This window comes from Bacillus sp. BD59S, assembly GCF_007363175.1.
GTDB lineage: Bacteria > Bacillota > Bacilli > Bacillales > Bacillaceae_G > Bacillus_A > Bacillus_A pacificus.
The window spans coordinates 3,839,674-3,858,249 of record NZ_CP034686.1 but is presented as its reverse complement, the minus strand read 5'-3'; the positions used below and the strand labels follow the sequence as shown (position 1 = coordinate 3,858,249).

21 protein-coding genes are annotated in these 18,576 nt (G+C 36.1%); 18 read left to right on the top strand and 3 right to left on the bottom strand.

All coding sequences use genetic code 11. The features are described from left to right. The first annotated feature begins 71 nt into the window (after positions 1–71). The 15 genes from buk to EKQ63_RS22030 all read left to right on the top strand — a co-directional run bounded on the left by buk (position 72) and on the right by EKQ63_RS22030 (position 14,019). Positions 72–1,175: a butyrate kinase gene (gene buk / locus EKQ63_RS22110; protein WP_048550744.1), complete on the top strand. Its 1,104-nt coding sequence runs from the start codon at positions 72–74 to the stop codon at positions 1,173–1,175. 4 nt (positions 1,176–1,179) lie between these two features. Next, complete coding sequence (gene lpdA / locus EKQ63_RS22105; RefSeq protein WP_087954331.1) at positions 1,180–2,601, top strand: dihydrolipoyl dehydrogenase; 1,422 nt, start codon at positions 1,180–1,182, stop codon at positions 2,599–2,601. 27 nt (positions 2,602–2,628) lie between these two features. Then, positions 2,629–3,630, top strand: coding sequence for a 3-methyl-2-oxobutanoate dehydrogenase subunit alpha (bfmBAA, locus tag EKQ63_RS22100; RefSeq protein ID WP_000852554.1), 1,002 nt, complete (start codon positions 2,629–2,631; stop codon positions 3,628–3,630). A 13-nt stretch (positions 3,631–3,643) separates the two neighbouring features. Further along, positions 3,644–4,627: a 3-methyl-2-oxobutanoate dehydrogenase subunit beta gene (gene bfmBAB / locus EKQ63_RS22095; RefSeq protein ID WP_000290076.1), complete on the top strand. Its 984-nt coding sequence runs from the start codon at positions 3,644–3,646 to the stop codon at positions 4,625–4,627. 15 nt (positions 4,628–4,642) lie between these two features. Next, positions 4,643–5,962 (top strand): dihydrolipoamide acetyltransferase family protein, encoded by a 1,320-nt coding sequence (locus EKQ63_RS22090; protein WP_087954332.1) that lies wholly within the window; start codon positions 4,643–4,645, stop codon positions 5,960–5,962. Positions 5,963–6,302: 340 nt separating this feature from the next. Continuing rightward, positions 6,303–7,481, top strand: a complete 1,179-nt coding sequence (locus EKQ63_RS22080; protein WP_016718455.1) for an FtsW/RodA/SpoVE family cell cycle protein — start codon at positions 6,303–6,305, stop codon at positions 7,479–7,481. Between the two features lie 105 nt (positions 7,482–7,586). Further along, positions 7,587–8,291 (top strand): DUF421 domain-containing protein, encoded by a 705-nt coding sequence (locus tag EKQ63_RS22075; RefSeq protein ID WP_143881492.1) that lies wholly within the window; start codon positions 7,587–7,589, stop codon positions 8,289–8,291. 69 nt (positions 8,292–8,360) lie between these two features. Further along, on the top strand, positions 8,361–8,834 hold the full coding sequence (locus EKQ63_RS22070; RefSeq protein ID WP_087954334.1) for an NUDIX hydrolase: 474 nt from the start codon (positions 8,361–8,363) through the stop codon (positions 8,832–8,834). 129 nt (positions 8,835–8,963) lie between these two features. Then, positions 8,964–9,377: a BrxA/BrxB family bacilliredoxin gene (locus tag EKQ63_RS22065; RefSeq protein ID WP_001979317.1), complete on the top strand. Its 414-nt coding sequence runs from the start codon at positions 8,964–8,966 to the stop codon at positions 9,375–9,377. Positions 9,378–9,876: 499 nt separating this feature from the next. Further along, complete coding sequence (locus tag EKQ63_RS22055; RefSeq protein WP_087996434.1) at positions 9,877–10,656, top strand: transporter substrate-binding domain-containing protein; 780 nt, start codon at positions 9,877–9,879, stop codon at positions 10,654–10,656. Between the two features lie 36 nt (positions 10,657–10,692). Beyond that, a complete protein-coding gene (locus tag EKQ63_RS22050) occupies positions 10,693–11,352 on the top strand; it encodes an amino acid ABC transporter permease (RefSeq protein WP_087954336.1) in 660 nt (219 codons plus the stop codon). Beyond that, a complete protein-coding gene (locus EKQ63_RS22045; protein WP_087954337.1) occupies positions 11,345–12,067 on the top strand; it encodes an amino acid ABC transporter ATP-binding protein in 723 nt (240 codons plus the stop codon). Before EKQ63_RS22050 ends, EKQ63_RS22045 begins: the two co-directional genes overlap by 8 nt. 100 nt (positions 12,068–12,167) lie before the next feature. Next, positions 12,168–13,136, top strand: a complete 969-nt coding sequence (locus tag EKQ63_RS22040) for an aromatic acid exporter family protein (protein ID WP_087954338.1) — start codon at positions 12,168–12,170, stop codon at positions 13,134–13,136. Between the two features lie 16 nt (positions 13,137–13,152). Continuing rightward, positions 13,153–13,713, top strand: a complete 561-nt coding sequence (locus EKQ63_RS22035) for a L,D-transpeptidase (protein ID WP_087954339.1) — start codon at positions 13,153–13,155, stop codon at positions 13,711–13,713. A gap of 66 nt (positions 13,714–13,779) precedes the next feature. Then, a complete protein-coding gene (locus EKQ63_RS22030; protein ID WP_070806812.1) occupies positions 13,780–14,019 on the top strand; it encodes a DUF3894 domain-containing protein in 240 nt (79 codons plus the stop codon). Positions 14,020–14,091: 72 nt separating this feature from the next. Here EKQ63_RS22030 and prli42 read toward each other — a convergent pair whose 3' ends face one another. After that, positions 14,092–14,184 (bottom strand): stressosome-associated protein Prli42, encoded by a 93-nt coding sequence (prli42, locus tag EKQ63_RS29970; protein ID WP_000549038.1) that lies wholly within the window; start codon positions 14,182–14,184, stop codon positions 14,092–14,094. A 190-nt stretch (positions 14,185–14,374) separates the two neighbouring features. Between prli42 and EKQ63_RS22025 the strand changes: the two genes are divergently transcribed. Together EKQ63_RS22025 and EKQ63_RS22020 are read left to right on the top strand one after the other, a co-directional pair. Next, positions 14,375–14,920 (top strand): GNAT family N-acetyltransferase, encoded by a 546-nt coding sequence (locus EKQ63_RS22025; RefSeq protein WP_139866734.1) that lies wholly within the window; start codon positions 14,375–14,377, stop codon positions 14,918–14,920. A 127-nt stretch (positions 14,921–15,047) separates the two neighbouring features. Continuing rightward, positions 15,048–16,166, top strand: coding sequence for a tripeptidase T (locus EKQ63_RS22020; RefSeq protein WP_000609808.1), 1,119 nt, complete (start codon positions 15,048–15,050; stop codon positions 16,164–16,166). Positions 16,167–16,210: 44 nt separating this feature from the next. On the opposite strand, the gene EKQ63_RS22015 is transcribed toward EKQ63_RS22020, so the two are convergent. Further along, positions 16,211–16,411, bottom strand: a complete 201-nt coding sequence (locus tag EKQ63_RS22015) for a hypothetical protein (protein WP_087954341.1) — start codon at positions 16,409–16,411, stop codon at positions 16,211–16,213. Positions 16,412–16,552: 141 nt separating this feature from the next. Between EKQ63_RS22015 and EKQ63_RS22010 the strand changes: the two genes are divergently transcribed. Further along, positions 16,553–17,791 (top strand): DNA polymerase IV, encoded by a 1,239-nt coding sequence (locus EKQ63_RS22010; RefSeq protein ID WP_048550729.1) that lies wholly within the window; start codon positions 16,553–16,555, stop codon positions 17,789–17,791. 41 nt (positions 17,792–17,832) lie between these two features. Here EKQ63_RS22010 and EKQ63_RS22005 read toward each other — a convergent pair whose 3' ends face one another. After that, the gene (locus EKQ63_RS22005) at positions 17,833–18,534 is read right to left on the bottom strand and encodes an MgtC/SapB family protein (RefSeq protein WP_140168682.1); all 702 of its coding nucleotides are present in this window, start codon (positions 18,532–18,534) and stop codon (positions 17,833–17,835) included. Positions 18,535–18,576: the final 42 nt, after the last annotated feature.

Sequence of the window (18,576 nt, the reverse complement as noted above, 5' to 3'; positions counted from 1 at the left end):
TTTACAAAAGGTGTGGTGACCTCTTATGAGGTTTCCACCTCCTTTTGAATTTATTAGTGGAGGTAGCAACAGTGTCTTTAAATCGAATTCTTGTTATTAATCCGGGTAGTACATCCACAAAAATCGGTGTTTTTGATAATGAAAGACCCGTTTTAGAAGAAACGATTCGTCATGACGAAGAACAGATTGGAAAATATAAGCGAATTATTGACCAATATGAGTTTCGTAAAGAAACGATCTTAGAAGTTCTACATTCTCACGGTATTAACATTTCAAAGTTAAACGCAGTTTGTGGACGCGGGGGATTACTTCGTCCAATCGAGGGCGGAACATACACAGTAAACGATGCGATGTTAGAAGATTTAAAAAATGGGTTTAGCGGTCATCACGCTTCAAACCTTGGGGGCATTTTAGCATATGAAATTGCTTCTGGATTAAATATTCCCGCATTCATTGTAGACCCTGTCGTTGTAGATGAAATGGAGCCGGTTGCTCGTATAAGTGGTATTGCTGGTATGGAACGTAAAAGTATTTTCCATGCATTAAATCAAAAAGCAGTTGCTCGTAAAGTAGCTCAACAGTTAAATCACAAATACGAAGATTTAAATTTATTAGTTACACATATGGGTGGCGGTATTACAGTTGGTGCTCATAAAAAAGGAAGAGTAATCGATGTGAATAACGGTTTAAACGGAGAAGGCCCATTTAGTCCAGAGCGCGCTGGTACAGTACCAGTAGGACAACTAGTAGAAATGTGTTTCTCTGGTGAGTATTACCGAGATGAAATGATTAAAAAACTTGTCGGACAAGGTGGACTTGTAAGTTTAATCGGTACAAATGATGCGATTAAAGTAGAGCAAATGGTTGAAAAAGGTGATCCTGAAGCAACTCTTATTTATAAGGCAATGGCGTATCAAGTTGCAAAAGAGATTGGCGGGGCTAGCGCAGTACTTCACGGGAAAATCGATGCAATCGTATTAACTGGCGGACTTGCTTACAGTAAAATTCTTGTCGATGAAATAAAAGAGCGAGTGGACTGGATTGCAGATGTTATCGTACATCCAGGCGAAGATGAGTTAGAAGCATTAGCAGAAGGAGCACTTCGTGTATTACGTGAAGAAGAAGCTCCAAAAGAATATGTTGTACGTGAAAAAGAAACGGTAGCTAGGGGTTGAGATAATGGCAAAAGAATATGATTTAGTCATCGTTGGCGGCGGTACTGGTGGATATGTTGCTGCAATTCGTGCATCACAACTAGGGTTAAAAACTGCACTAGTCGAAAAAGAAAATCTTGGTGGTACTTGTTTACACAAAGGATGTATTCCTAGTAAAGCTCTTTTACGTAGTGCGGAAGTATATGCAACTGCTAAGAAAAGTGAAGAGTTCGGGGTTATTGCAAGTAATGTAGAACTAAACTTTGCAAAAGTACAAGAGCGTAAAGAGAAGATTGTAACGCAACTTCATAAAGGCGTTCAACATTTAATGAAACAAGGTAAAATTGATGTGTTTGAAGGTATTGGCCGTATTCTTGGTCCATCTATTTTCTCTCCGATGCCAGGGACAATTTCAGTTGAACTTGCAAGTGGAGAAGAGAATGAAATGTTAATTCCAAAAAATGTACTTATTGCAACAGGTTCTCGTCCAAATTCATTACCAGGTTTAGAATTAGACGGAGAGTACGTAATGTCTTCCGATCATGCCCTAAAAATGGAAACGCTTCCTAGTTCAATTATTATCGTTGGTGGCGGTGTAATCGGTATTGAGTGGGCATCTATGCTTGCTGACTTCGGTGTAGAAGTTACAGTATTAGAGTATGCGAAAACGATTCTACCACTAGAAGATCAAGACGTTTCAAAAGAAATGCAACGTCTATTCAAGAAAAAAGGTATTAAAGTGGTAACTGGTGCAAAAGTATTACCAGAAACATTGGTAAAAGATAATGGAGTAACAATTCAAGCTGAACATAACGGTGAGAATAAAGAATTTAAAGCAGAAAAAATGCTTGTATCTGTAGGACGACAAGCCAATACGCAAAATATTGGTTTAGAGAATACGGATATCGTTGTGGAAAAAGGATACATTCAAACAAATGAGTTTTATCAAACGAAAGAAACTCATATTTACGCAATCGGTGATGTAATCGGTGGCTTACAGCTTGCTCACGTTGCTTCTCATGAAGGAATTGCTGCAGTAGAACATATTGCTGGTAAAGAAGTTACACCAATTGATTATTCTATGGTATCAAAATGCGTATATAGCAGTCCGGAAGTTGCTTCTGTCGGTTTAACAGAACAAGAAGCAAAAGAAAAAGGCTATAAGTTAAAAGTAGGTAAGTTCTCATTCCGTGCAATCGGAAAAGCGCTTGTATACGGCGAATCAGATGGTTTCGTAAAACTTGTAGTTGATGAAGAAACAAATGACATTCTCGGTGTTCATATGATTGGACCACATGTAACAGATATGATTTCTGAAGCTGGTCTTGCAAGAGTACTTGATGCAACACCTTGGGAAGTAGCACATACAATTCATCCGCATCCATCATTATCTGAGGCGATTGGTGAAGCAGCGTTAGCTGTAGATGGAAAAGCATTACACGCATAAAAATGTGGATTTAGGAGGTTATGAAAAATGGCAGAAGTAAAAGAAAAGCGCCATGAAGAGCTTGGCTTAAGTGATGAGCAAGTATTAGAAATGTTCCGTACGATGTTACTTGCACGTAAAATCGACGAACGTATGTGGTTATTAAACCGTGCGGGTAAAATTCCATTCGTAATTTCTTGTCAAGGACAAGAGGCAGCACAAGTTGGAGCAGCATTCGCTCTTGATAGAGAGAAAGATTATGCATTACCATACTACCGTGATATGGGTGTTGTATTAGCGTTTGGTATGACAGCGAAAGAACTGATGCTATCTGGTTTCGCGAAAGCTGGAGATCCAAACTCTGGTGGTCGTCAAATGCCTGGTCACTTCGGCCAAAAGAAAAATCGTATTGTGACAGGTTCATCTCCAGTAACAACGCAAGTACCACATGCAGTTGGTATTGCATTAGCTGGAAAAATGGAAAAGAAAGATTTAGTAACGTTTGTTACATTCGGTGAAGGTTCTTCTAACCAAGGTGATTTCCATGAAGGTGCAAACTTTGCTGGCGTACACAAGTTACCTGTTATTTTCATGTGTGAAAATAATAAATACGCAATCTCTATTCCAGTTGAAAAACAATTAGCTTGTAAAAATGTATCAGATCGTGCAATTGGATACGGTATGCCTGGATATACAGTAGACGGAAACGATCCGCTTGCAGTATATAAAGCTGTAAAAGAAGCAGCAGACCGTGGCCGACGCGGTGAAGGCCCAACTTTAATTGAAACAGTATCATATCGTTTAACAGCACATTCAAGTGATGACGATGATCGTGTTTATCGTGATAAAGAAGAAGTAGAAGAAGCGAAGAAAAATGATTCAATTATAACATTTGCTGCTTATTTAAAAGAGGTTGGCGTGTTGACTGAGGAATCTGAAAAACAAATGTTAGACGAAATTATGCATATCGTAAATGAAGCAACAGAATATGCAGAAAATGCTCCGTATGCAGCACCTGAAGATGCATTGAAGCACGTATACGCAGAATAGGGGGGAACGTTTCATGGCTGTAATGTCTTATATTGATGCTATTACATTAGCAATGCGCGAGGAAATGGAACGCGATGAGAAAGTATTCGTTTTAGGTGAAGATGTTGGTAAAAAAGGTGGCGTATTTAAAGCGACACACGGATTATATGATCAATTTGGTGAAGATCGTGCGCTAGATACACCACTTGCAGAATCTGCAATCGCTGGGGTCGCAATTGGTGCAGCAATGTATGGAATGCGTCCAATCGCTGAAATGCAGTTTGCGGATTTCATCATGCCAGCAGTAAACCAAATTGTTTCTGAGGCAGCAAAAATTCGTTACCGTTCTAATAATGATTGGACTTGTCCAATTACAGTTCGTGCGCCATTTGGCGGCGGTGTTCACGGCGCGTTGTATCATTCACAATCTGTAGAAGCAATGTTTGCAAACCAACCTGGTTTAAAAATTGTTATCCCTTCTACACCATATGATGCAAAAGGTTTACTAAAAGCTGCAATTCGTGATGAAGATCCAGTATTATTCTTTGAGCATAAACGTGCATATCGCTTAATTAAAGGTGAAGTGCCAGAAGATGATTACGTATTACCAATCGGAAAAGCAGATGTAAAACGTGAAGGTGATGATATTACTGTTATCACATACGGACTATGTGTTCATTTTGCTCTTCAAGCGGCTGAAAAGTTAGCACAAGATGGCATCTCTGCACACATTCTTGATTTACGTACTGTATATCCATTAGATAAAGAAGCAATCATTGAAGCAGCTTCTAAAACAGGTAAAGTTCTTCTTGTAACAGAAGACAATAAAGAAGGAAGTATTATGAGTGAAGTGGCAGCAATTATTGCTGAAAACTGTCTGTTTGATTTAGATGCACCAATCGCACGTCTTGCAGGTCCAGACGTTCCAGCAATGCCATATGCACCAACAATGGAAAAATTCTTTATGGTAAATCCAGATAAAGTTGAAAAAGCAATGCGTGAACTTGCGGAATTTTAATCGGGGGGACTATACATGGCTGTAGAAAATATTACAATGCCTCAGCTCGGGGAGAGCGTTACAGAGGGTACAATTAGTAAATGGCTCGTGAATGTTGGCGATCACGTAAACAAATATGATCCGCTTGCAGAAGTAATGACTGATAAAGTAAATGCTGAAGTACCATCTTCTTTCACTGGTATTGTGAAAGAGTTAATCGCTGGTGAAGGTGATACGTTAGCTGTAGGTGAAGTAGTTTGTGTGATTCAAGTAGAAGGCGCAGATGAAGTAGCAGCAACAGCAGTTGAGGAAAAAACAAAAGAAGAACCAAAGGCAGAAGTAGCTACGCCTGAAAAAGCACCGAAAGCAAAACAACCAACTGATGGAAAACCTCGTTTTTCACCAGCTGTGTTAAAACTTGCGGGCGAGCATAACGTTGATTTAGATCTAGTAGAAGGTACAGGAGCAAACGGCCGTATCACTCGTAAAGATATTTTAAAGCTAGTGGAATCTGGAAATATTCCGCAAGCAGGTGCGGCGAAGAAAGAGGAAGCGGTAGCGGCAGTAGTAGAAGCGCGTCCAGAAGCACCAAAAGTAGCGCCAGTAGCGCAAAAAGTAGAAGCTACAAAACCAGTTTCTGTACCAACAGTGCCTGGCGATATCGAAATTCCAGTAACAGGTGTGCGTAAAGCAATCGCAGCGAACATGTTACGTAGTAAACACGAAGCGCCACACGCTTGGATGATGATTGAAGTAGATGTGACAAACCTTGTGTCATACCGTAATTCAATTAAAGGTGATTTCAAAAAGCGTGAAGGCTTTAACTTAACGTTCTTTGCTTTCTTCGTAAAAGCAGTAGCACAAGCGTTAAAAGAATACCCTCAAATTAATTCAATGTGGGCTGGCGATAAAATCGTTCAGAAGAAAGATATTAACCTTTCTATCGCTGTTGCAACAGAGGACGAACTATTTGTACCAGTAATTAAACATGCGGACGAGAAGACAATTAAAGGCATCGCTCGTGAAATTACAGAACTTGCAGGAAAAGTACGTACGAAATCGTTAAAAGCGGACGAAATGCAAGGCGGAACATTTACAATTAATAACACAGGATCATTCGGTTCTGTTCAATCTATGGGGATTATTAATTACCCACAAGCGGCTATTTTACAAGTTGAATCAATTGTAAAACGCCCAGTAATTATGGATAATGGCATGTTTGGTGCTCGTGACATGGTTAACTTATGTCTATCACTTGATCACCGTGTACTAGATGGCTTAATTTGTGGTAAGTTCTTAGGACGTGTAAAAGAAATTTTAGAAAATACGTCAGAAAATAATACGTCTGTATATTAATGAAAAGCTCGCTTATGCGAGCTTTTTATCATCCTATTTCTTCATCTACATCCTACTATATGTATAATACCTTTCCCAGTAATCTTACAATGAACGATTATGTATTAGGAATTTATGAAAATACATTGCTGATATATGGTATATGGATATAAAATAAGAAAAGAATAATTTTTTTGGCAAATCTTACTGATGAAACTGTAGTATAATATATTGTATTGTATGAAAAAGAGAGTTATTCTATATAAGTGTTTTATAGATAATGTGTAATCAGTCGTCAAAACATGAAGAATGTTGACTCCTGGTTTTTTATTTTGCTGTAACAATGTTTCAGGAGGATGTCATGAAAAGAAGTACCGAGTTTCTAAAAAGTTTAGATGTAAAATTAATATTAATTTTGTTAGCATTATGTGTTACGAGTATAGCTGCTATATATAGCAGTCAGCAAACTGGCCAATATGGAGAGGCAAACTTTGCGATGAAACAGGGTTTGAACTACATAATTGGGGTTGTATTGTTATTGCTTGTTGCAAGCATTGACTTAGATCAATTGCAAAAATTGTCTTGGCCACTTTATATCGTTGGATTTGCTTCACTTATTCTTTTGAAAATACTACCGGTTTCCACTTTCACACCTGAAAAATTAGGTGCAAAAAGATGGTTTGTATTTCCGTTAGTTGGACAAATTCAACCATCTGAGTTTTTCAAAATTTCATTGCTTCTCGTAGTAGCAAGTATAGCAGTGAAACATAATGCACAGTATATGGCAAGGACATTCCAAACGGACTTAAAATTAGTAGGTAAAATTGTACTAGTATCCCTCCCGCCTATTGCTGTTGTATATAGCCAACCGGATACAGGGATGGTGTTCTTATATGCTGCTGCAATTGCATGTATTTTATTTATGTCAGGTATTCAGAAGAAATTGATAGCGTTATGTACAGTTATTCCAGTCACCATACTATCTACGTTAATATTTATTTACGTAAGGTATGAGGATTTCTTCTTTAATAAGTTAGTTACGCTACTAAAACCGCACCAACAATCACGTATTTTAGGTTGGTTAGATCCATTTGAACATACAGATCAAGGTTATCAAACACAGCAATCAATTTTAGCTGTAGGTAGTGGCGGTATGGAAGGGAAAGGGTTTGGCGAAGGGAACGTTTATATCCCTGAGAAGCATACAGACTTTATTTTCGCTACAATTGCCGAAGAAGGTGGATTTATCGTAGCAGCGTTAGTTGTATTCTTGTTCCTATTACTACTATATAGAACAATTATTATCGGTTATTCTGCTGATAATTTATTCGGTACATTATTATGTGCTGGATCGATTGGGATATTAACGGTTCAAATATTCCAAAACATCGGTATGATCGTTGGATTAATGCCTGTAAAAGGGATTGCATTACCTTTCTTATCGTATGGGGGAAGTTCCTTGTTCTCGAATATGATTATGATGGGTCTCATATTATCGGTACGAAAAACGTATAAAAAGTATATGTTTTCCGTTAAGTAAAAAAAGCTGGTTCGTTTTTAAACGAACCAGCTTTTTTACATATATACTCATAAACGTTGCAAACTAAAACAGACTAGCAGTTTGGGATGTAAGGAGTGCAAAGTGATGCATATGCATATTTTTGAGGGAGCACGGCATCTTTCTAATAGTGAATGGGTTATTCGGGCTATCATAGCATACATATTTTTAATATTAGTTGCGAAAGCAATGGGACAAAGGTCCATCGCACAACTTCGCTTTTTAGATGTTGTATTAGTGTTATTGCTTGGCGGAAATATTTCTAACGCATTGTCTGATGAAAAAGTAGGATTAATGGGCTCGATGATTACAACGTTTATACTCGTTGTACTTCATATTATAAGTTCAGTTTTAATGTTGAAATGGGATAGATGGAGACGCTTTTTAGAGCCAGCACCTATCATTCTTATACACAATGGTTCCATTGATTTTAGCAATTTGAAAAAAGCGAGAATTACGGTGGAATATTTATTTTCAGAACTTCGTATGCGAAATGTGAGCGATATTCAAACGATCAAATTAGCATTATGGGAAGCGAACGGTGTCGTTTCTATATTTCGGTATCCAGAATATGAGGGAGTTTCGCGGTTTGACCTGAAAGTGGCGGGAAAAAAATCTCCAGTTTCTTTTGTATTAGTAAAGGATGGGAGGATTCAGCAAGATGTTCTTGCTTTATTAGGGAAAACAGAAGAATGGGCGAGAGAATTTCTAGAGAAAAACGCAGAAGTTGAATCCATTTTGTTAGCTACAGTAGATGAAGCACATAAAATAAATATTTTGTTAAAAAAATGAAAAATATACGCATTTTGTCGTTTCATACATATGATACAATAGTGTGGACAACGAAAAAGGAGGGAAACGATGGGATATGTAGAAGAATTACGGAAAATAGTTGGTCATCGCCCTTTAATTTTAGTTGGTGCTGTTGTACTCGTTATAAATGAAAATAGATACGTATTATTACAACAAAGAACAGAGCCTTACGGAAAATGGGGGCTGCCTGGCGGATTAATGGAGCTTAGTGAATCCCCAGAAGAAACTGCTTTTCGTGAAGTATACGAAGAAACAGGAATAAAGGTGAAGAACCTACGATTAATCAATGTGTTTTCTGGAGCGAACTATTTTACAAAATTAGCAAACGGTGATGAATTTCAATCTGTAACGACTGCTTATTATACGGACGAATACGATGGAGATTTTGTTATGAACAAAGAAGAAGCGGTTCAGCTTAAATTCTTCCCACTAACAGAACTACCTGACTATATTGTTGGGTCGCATAAAAAAATGATTAGTGAATATATGAAGATTATGGAAAAAGTGACAAAAAGGTGTTAGAACACGGTTCTAACACCTTTTCTATACCCAAATACAAGTAAACTTACTTGTATTTCATAAACATTAACTGGTAAGATACAAATAGGTAGTTTTAGAGGAGGGAAAAGATTGATTAATTTTAACTTTTTTATGAATGATGTTGTCCGCCAAGCTCGTGAAGAGATTGTCTCTGCTGGATATACAGAATTAACGACGCCAGAAGCAGTAGAAGAAGCGTTTAAAAGAAATGGAACAACACTTGTAATGGTAAACTCTGTATGTGGTTGTGCAGGCGGTATTGCTCGTCCTGCTGCTGCGCATTCCGTACATTATGATAAACGACCTAACCATCTTGTAACGGTGTTTGCAGGTCAAGATAAAGAAGCGACAGCAAGAGCTCGTGAATATTTCGAAGGGTATCCACCATCTTCTCCGTCATTTGCTTTATTAAAAGATGGAAAAATTGTAACGATGGTAGAGCGTCATGAAATTGAAGGTCATGAACCGATGCAAGTTATTGCAAAACTACAATCGTATTTCGAAGAGAATTGCGAAGAACTATAAATAATTGAAAAGGCGCTACGCTCACAATTAAGTGGGTGTAGCGCCTTTTTTATTTATGATTCAAAACGATAGGATATACATTACTTTGTTTTTTTTTTTTTTTTTTTTTTTTTTTTTTTTTTTTTTTTTTTTTTTTTTTTTTTTTTTTTATTTTTTTTTTTATTGTTTTTTTTTTTTTTTTTTTTTTTTTTTGCTTTAAAAAAAAAAGGCTGAAAAAATACAAAACTGAATAAAAATTATTACATTATGTTATTGTTTATATTTTTTTTTTTTTTTATAATTTAAAAAGTTTTTTTTTTTTTTTTTTTTTTTTTTTTTTTTTTTTTTTTTTTTTTTTTTTTTTTTTTATGCATTATTTTATGCATAACTAACAGCTATTTTAATGATTTTTTTTATTTTTATTTTATATATTGCATAAAAATAAAAGTGCTGATACAATACAAACATCGAATAAATATTCTATTAAGCTTTTAAATATACATTATTAGGGGGAAGAAAGATGAAGAAGTTATTATCAATATCGTTTGCACTTATTTTAATTATAAGTATGTTCAGTGCTTGTAGTAATGGGGAAGAAAAGGCTACTGGAAAAAATAAAAAAGTACTGGTTATGGGGACTTCAGCAGATTATAAACCATATGAATACGTAGAAGCTTCAAAAAGTGATGAAATTATCGGCTTTGATGTCGATGTCGCTAAATATATCGGAAAAGAACTTGGTTATGAAGTGAAAGTGAAAGATATGGATTTTGGTGGTTTATTAGCATCTCTTAGCTCAGGAAAAGTTGATTTCGTAATGGCGGGTATGACGCCAACTGCAGAGCGTAAAAATAATGTTGATTTCACAGATATTTATTTTGTTGCGAAAAACATGGTCATTTCTAAAAAGGACTCTAACATTCAATCTGTAGAGGATTTAAAAGGGAAAAAAGTAGGAGTACAAACAGGGTCTATTCAAGAAGAGAAAGCAGCAGAATTTAAAAAACAAGTAGATTTCAAAGTTGAGGGACGTGACCGTATACCAGAAATCGTACAAGAAATTAAAGCTGGTCGTTTTGACGCTGCAATTATAGAAGACACAGTTGCTAAAAATTATTTAGAGAAAATGAAAGATTTACAAGGAATTGAAATTAAAGAAGCGCCAGAAGAAGTTGGAGCAGCAATTGCCCTTCCGAAAAACAGTGACAAAACAGCTGAATTTAATAAAGTAATTAAAAAAATGCAAGAAAATGGAGAAATGGATAAATTAGTGAAGAAATGGTTTGGTAGCGAAAAATAAGCTGCCTTTCACTTTTCTGTGAGGGGAATGAAAAGAATGAACTTAGATTTTTCGGCAATTACGCCTTCGATACCATATATATTAAAAGGCCTAGAAGTTACTTTAAAAATTGTAGCAGTATCAGCGTTAGTTGGGTTTATTTTAGGAACGTTATTAGCGCTTTGCAAAATTGCTAGAATACGAGCATTAAATATAGTGGCAGATTTTTATACATCAATTTTCCGTGGTACACCACTTGTATTGCAATTAATGATTATTTATTTCGGTGTCCCGCAAATAATTGGCTATGAAATACCGGCATTCGTAGCAGCTGTATTAGCATTTAGCTTAAATTCAGGTGCATATATGTCAGAGGTAATTCGCGCCGGCATTCAAGCGGTTGATAAAGGACAAACAGAAGCAGCGATGGCTTTAGGGATTCCTTACGGGAAAATGATGCGAAATATTATTTTCCCTCAAGCATTAAAAAATATATTACCAGCGCTTGTGAACGAGTTTGCGACACTTACGAAAGAATCGGCTGTAGTAACAGTAATAGGAGCGACGGATTTAATGCGTCGTGCTTACATCGTAGGCGGGGAGACATTTAAATATCTTGAACCATTACTTTTTGTTGGATTCATTTATTATATGCTAGTCATTATTCTTACATTAGTCGGGAAGGCAATTGAAGGGAGAATGAAGAAAAGTGATTAAAATTGAAAACCTTCATAAATCATTTGGAAAAAACGAAGTATTAAAAGGAATTACAACAACGATTGGAAAAGGGGAAGTAGTAGCAATTATTGGACCGTCTGGATCAGGGAAATCGACATTTTTACGCTGTATGAATGTGTTAGAAGCACCGACAAATGGTCACATTTGGATTGGAACGGAAGAAGTAACGAATCCGAAAACGAATATTATGCACGTTCGTGAAAATGTCGGAATGGTATTTCAGCATTTTCACTTATTTCCTCATATGACTGTATTAGAAAATATTACGTATGCTCCTATCAATGTAAAAGGGGTACAGAAACAAGAAGCTGAAAAGAAAGCCGAGAAACTTTTAGAAAAGGTCGGTTTATTAGATAAAAAAGATACGTATCCAAATCGTCTTTCGGGAGGACAAAAGCAACGTGTAGCAATTGCGAGAGCGCTAGCGATGGAACCAGAAGTAATGTTATTTGATGAACCAACATCCGCATTAGATCCAGAGATGGTAAAAGAAGTGCTAGAAGTTATGAAATCATTAGTTACGACAGGAATGACAATGGCAATTGTTACACATGAAATGGGATTTGCAAAAGAAGTAGCAGATCGTGTTCTCTTTTTAGATGGTGGAAAACTTGTAGAAGATAGTGCGCCAGCAGAATTTTTTGCAGCACCGAAAAGTGAGCGTGCACAACAATTTTTACAAAAAATATTGTAATATGTAAAGGATACGTGAATAATAAGTAGAAAAGGATGACATTGTGTCATCCTTTTTTTATACTAACTGTAAATACGTTTATACATATAGGAGCAATGCTATGTTCAAAATTGGATACCGTACAGTAAAAACAGCGATAGGGACAGGCGCAGCCGTTTTTATTGCTCAGTTATTAGGATTAGAATTTTATAGTTCAGCGGGTATTTTAGTTATATTATGTGTACAAAATACGAAACGTAAATCTCTTCAAGTATCGTTACATCGTTTTTTAGCTTGTGTATTATCAATGGTGTTCGCATTTTGTATTTTTGAAACAATTGGATATACACCACTAGCAATTAGCGTATTATTACTTACATTTATTCCGACGGCAGTTATGCTTAAAATTCAAGAAGGTATTGTCACGAGTTCAGTTATTGTGATGCATCTATATTCATTGAAACAAATTACATGGCTTATTGTTGGAAATGAAATTGCGATATTAACGGTAGGGATTAGCGTGGCTCTCTTAGTGAATATGTATATGCCAAGTAGTGAAAGTAAGCTAAAAGAGTATCAAGGTAAAATAGAAAGTAATTTTAAAACGATTTTGTTTGAAATGGTTGTGTATTTACGAAATCGAGAAAGTAGTTGGAGCGGGGCAGAACTTATTGAGACTGAACAGATGCTAAATGAAGCTAGAGATTTATCGTTTAAGAAACTTGAGAATGCATTTATGCGAGAAGATGACTATTACTATCGTTATTTTAATATGCGCATGCAACAATTCGAAATTTTAGAGCGAATGATTCCGTTAGCAGCTTCTTTATCGTGGACATATGAACAAGCTGACATGATTGCGGATGTGGTTGAAAACATTAGTAATGCTATTAGCCCTCAGAGTACCGGGGTTATTTCTTTAAGACAGCTTCAAGAAATGAGAGAATTATTTAGAGCGATGCCATTGCCGGCTACACGTGAAGAATTTGAGATACGTGCGAAACTTGTTCAACTTGTATACGAAATGGAACAATATTTACTCATTAAAAGTCGTTTTAAGGGAAAGGATAATATAAAAGAACTTATATAGAAGGTAGGAATTATTTATGCCGTATCTTCTCTCTCTCCTATTATGTCTTTCTTTATCGCCTATTTGGCCCCTTGGTGATAATCCACGTGCCGGTGATCCTTTTATTATTGTAAATAAAGCGACGAATAAACTAGCTTATATTGACGATGGGAAGATTCAAAAGGTTTTTCCAGTCGCGACAGGAAAAACAAATGAATTAACCCCAGAGGGAACTTTTGATATTGTAATGAAAGCAAAGGATCCGTATTATATTGCAAAAGATATTCCAGGGGGATCACCGAAAAATCCACTTGGATCTAGGTGGATGGGATTTAATGCACGAGGAACTGATGGGAGTAAATATGGAATACATGGAACAAACCAACCGAGTTCAATTGGAAAGTATATTTCACAAGGGTGTATAAGAATGAAGAAAAATGATGTGGAGTATTTATTTGATCGTATTCCAATTGGAACGAAAGTGTGGATTGTAAAATCGAAAAAGTCATTTCAGCAATTGGCAAAAGAAAAAGGAGCCATTGCATATGAAAAAGCCAACGAAAAAGTTGGTTTTTTCTATTGTAATAAGTTGTCTTGACATGTGTACATAACCATGCGTTAATGAGAGTATAGAAAGATTAAATTAGATAAAGGAGTTGCTCATATGTACTTGAATCCAAAACTTTCGTATATGCAGTTTTTTATGGGATTTCTATTTATTATTACATTCATATTGGCAACTTTTAATATATGTTCTTATCTTGTAGCGATTGTATGTATGGCATTACTTAATCTTACTTTTGTTATTGGGGCATTTCAGCAGAAACAATATACAAGTTTTGTGCTAGCACTTGTAATGTCATTTTCCTTTAGTATTGTAGCGATTGTGCTTTACATAAAATAAACCATCTCGATTTCGAGATGGTTTATTTTGTTATGTGTAAAAAGTAAAAAAAGGACGAACAGATCGTCCTTTTTACCAAAACATACTTGCGCCAGCAAGTAATGTTGTTACAAGCATAGAAATTAGCATTACATAAATCATAACTTTTTGAGCTTTTTTATGCATCGTTAAACCTCCTTGCAAATCAGTACAATATCATTGTAACGAGAAATGATATTGTGGACAAGGGGGAGAGAAATGACAAAATTCGAGAAGTGCGTGTAAAGTATAACAGGAAATTTGTATGTACGTAGAGAATATATAAGAATGATAGGGTATAAGTTTTTTGTTATGCAAGCTGAAGAATGGAGATACGATGATGAAAATATATGAAACAAATCGTTTACATTTAAGGGAAATTGATGAGTCGTATGCTGAAAAAGTTCTTCAATATTACGACAGAAATCGTGAATTTTTAAAAGCCTGGGAAGAGTATAGACCAGAGGATTTTTTTACGTTAGATTATCAAAAGAAAAAGTTACAAAAGGATAGAAAAGAGTTCGCAGAAGGTAAAATCATTAGATTATGGATTTTTAAAAAGGGTGATGATACGAAAATAATTGGATGTATTTCATTTAATTTAATCGTTCGTGGAATTTACCAATCTTGTGTACTCAGTTATAAATTAGATAAGGAAGAGTTAAACAAAGGTTATACGACAGAAGCGCTTAGAAAAGCGATTCAAGTTGCTTTTGAGGAATTTCAATTACATCGTATAGAAGCACCGATTATGCCACGAAATTTAGCATCTATACAAGTCGTGACGAAGATAGGTTTTCAGTATGAGGGCGTGTCTAGGAAGATGTTAATGGTTAATGGAGTGTGGGAAGATCATATGCGCTGGGTATTGTTAAATGAGTAATAGAAAGCAGATGGTTATCTAGACATATAAACCGTCTGTTTTTTGTCTTGTATTTCGAAACTTTTGCGAAATTCTGTTATAATTAATAGTGTTACATACATAATGGTAGTGCAGGAGGCGCAGTCTTATGATTAATCAAGAACGTTTAGTAAATGAATTTATGGAGTTAGTACAAGTAGATTCTGAAACGAAATTTGAAGCAGAAATTTGCAAAGTATTAACAAAGAAATTTACAGATTTAGGTGTAGAAGTATTTGAAGATGACACAATGGCTGTTACTGGGCATGGTGCAGGTAACTTAATTTGTACATTACCAGCAACAAAAGATGGTGTTGATACAATTTACTTTACTTCTCATATGGATACAGTAGTTCCTGGTAATGGAATTAAGCCTTCTATTAAAGATGGATATATCGTATCAGATGGTACTACGATTTTAGGTGCAGATGATAAAGCAGGATTAGCATCCATGTTCGAAGCAATCCGTGTTTTAAAAGAGAAAAATATCCCTCATGGTACAATTGAATTTATTATTACAGTTGGAGAAGAATCTGGTCTTGTTGGTGCAAAAGCATTAGATCGTGAGCGCATTACTGCGAAATACGGTTACGCATTAGATAGCGATGGAAAAGTTGGTGAAATCGTTGTTGCAGCTCCAACACAAGCGAAAGTGAATGCGATTATTCGCGGGAAAACAGCTCATGCTGGTGTAGCACCAGAAAAAGGTGTATCTGCAATTACTATCGCAGCGAAAGCAATTGCGAAAATGCCACTTGGCCGTATTGATTCTGAAACAACTGCAAATATTGGACGTTTTGAAGGTGGTACACAAACGAATATCGTTTGCGATCACGTACAAATCTTTGCAGAAGCGCGTTCTTTAATCAATGAAAAAATGGAAGCGCAAGTTGCGAAAATGAAAGAAGCATTTGAAACAACTGCAAAAGAAATGGGCGGTCATGCAGACGTTGAAGTAAACGTTATGTATCCAGGATTTAAATTTGCTGATGGCGATCACGTTGTAGAAGTTGCAAAACGTGCAGCTGAAAAAATTGGTCGTACACCTTCTCTTCACCAAAGTGGTGGCGGAAGTGATGCAAACGTAATTGCAGGACACGGTATTCCAACAGTTAACTTAGCAGTTGGTTATGAAGAAATTCATACAACAAATGAAAAGATTCCTGTTGAAGAATTAGCGAAAACAGCAGAATTAGTTGTTGCAATTATTGAAGAAGTAGCGAAGTAATATAATAGAAAAAGCGTGTAAATCACAACTGATTTACACGCTTTTTATTTTGATTCGATTGCTTTTACAAGGCGGATCAGCCAATACAAGAAAATCCATGGCAGTATGTCCTTTGTTATAATGCCTAGTAGACTTGGAAGAATCCCTGCTACGTTAATATCAAAAATAGGGAGTAATAAATAATTAATTAAGATGATTAATATAATAATGAGAAATGTATAATTGAGGTTACTGTTTGATTTCATAATAGATCACTCCTTTTACAAAAATATCCATATCTATATTAAGTATAGCAAAAATAAGGATAAAAAGAATAAGTAATTATTATATTGTACATGAATTTGGTATAATGAAGGAACAAATGTTCTTTGGAGGGAGTGAGTACTATGCGAGAAATGTATCCGAAAAAGGGCCGTGTTATTTTACATGTAGATATGAATTGTTTTTTTGCATCTGTTGAAATTGCTCATGACCCATCATTACAGGGGAAGCCGTTAGCGGTTGCTGGAAATGAAAAAGAAAGAAAAGGAATTATCATCACATGTAGTTATGAGGCGAGAGAATATGGAATACGTACAACGATGCCACTTTGGGAAGCGAAAAGGTTATGTCCACAATTAGTTGTAAGGCGCCCTAATTTTACATTATATCGTGAAGCTTCATTTCAAATGTTTCAAATCCTTTCCCGTTTTACGGAAAAAATACAACCAGTATCAATAGATGAGGGATATTTAGATATTACAGATTGTTACGCACTCGGTTCACCTCTTGAAATAGCAAAGATGATTCAGCAAGCGTTATTAACAGAGTTACAGTTGCCGTGTAGCATCGGAATTGCTCCAAACCTTTTCCTAGCAAAAACAGCTTCTGATATGAAAAAGCCTCTCGGTATTACCGTGCTCCGAAAACGAGATATTCCAGAAATGATTTGGCCACTTCCGGTTGGAGCGATGCATGGGATTGGAGAAAAAACAGCTGAGAAATTAAATGATATTCATATACAAACAATTGAGCAGTTAGCGAAAGGGAACGAACATATCATTCGTGCTAAAATTGGAAAGCATGGTGTTGATTTACAAAAGCGGGCAAAAGGTGTGGATGATAGAGAAGTTGATCCGAGTCAAATGGGACAACATAAAAGCGTTGGTAATTCGATGACTTTTTCAAAGGATATGGAGGAAGAGAAAGAATTACTTGATATGTTAGAAAGGCTATCGAAATCAGTGAGTAAAAGATTACAAAAGCGAACTCTTGTCAGCTATAATATTCAGATTATGATTAAATATCATGATAGGCGGACAGTAACAAGGAGTAAGCAATTGAAAAATGCCATTTGGGAAGAACGAGATATTTTTCAAGCAGCATCTCGTTTATGGAAGCAACATTGGGACGGTGATTCCGTTCGTTTATTAGGTGTTACAGCTACTGAAATAGAGTGGAAGACTGAATCGGTGAAGCAATTAGATTTGTTTTCATTTGAAGAAGATGCGAAAGAAGAGCCGCTACTTGCTGTCATTGATCAAATTAATGATAAGTATGGAATGCCGATTTTACAACGAGGTAGTCAATTATTACGTAAACAAGAAAAGTCTTTTCAGCAAAAATTAGAAAATAAGTTTATGTAGAAGGTGCCATGAAGATGTAAATATCATGACACCTTTCATTTTTAACTTGCTTCTAAATCTAATGAAGTTTTCCACCCAGCTGCAGTAACGCCAGCTTCTAATAGCATTCTACTCACTATTTTTTCAATTAAGACTGCTGCATTTGTATTGCAATGTAATGTAGCTTGTATACACACTTTTTGCTTAGAATCTACGTCTTCACTATACAATTCTTTTAAACCGATGCCTTCAGAACTTACCATGTGCATAAGTAAAAAACGAATATGGGCTTCATGTTCTTCTGAACAAGTAAGAGAAAGGAAGTAGTTCGTTTGTTCAGGTGATTCTTCTTTTGATTTCTGATTCATAAAGAGAGCGATTGGGCGAAGTAGTATATTTGCTAGTAAAACGCCAGCTGCACCTAATATAGCTGCAATGAGAAAACCAGCGCCTGTAAGAGTACCAACAGCAGCAGCGCACCATAGGGTAGCCGCAGTATTAAGCCCCCTAATACTAAAACCATCGCGGATAATAACGCCGCCTCCTAAAAAACCAATCCCACTGACGACTTGAGCGGCAATACGTGAAGGGCTAGCATCGTGATCAATCATGACGGATAATAAAACAAATATACAGGCACCAAGTGATACGAGAGCATTTGTCCGTAGCCCAGCCATCCTATGTCTCCATTGTCGTTCCATTCCGATGCAAGCACCTACAATAATTGCAATAAATAATCTTAGTACAATGTCATACCATACCATCATGGTCACCTCCATACATATAAGTCCAAGTTATGTTTTTGA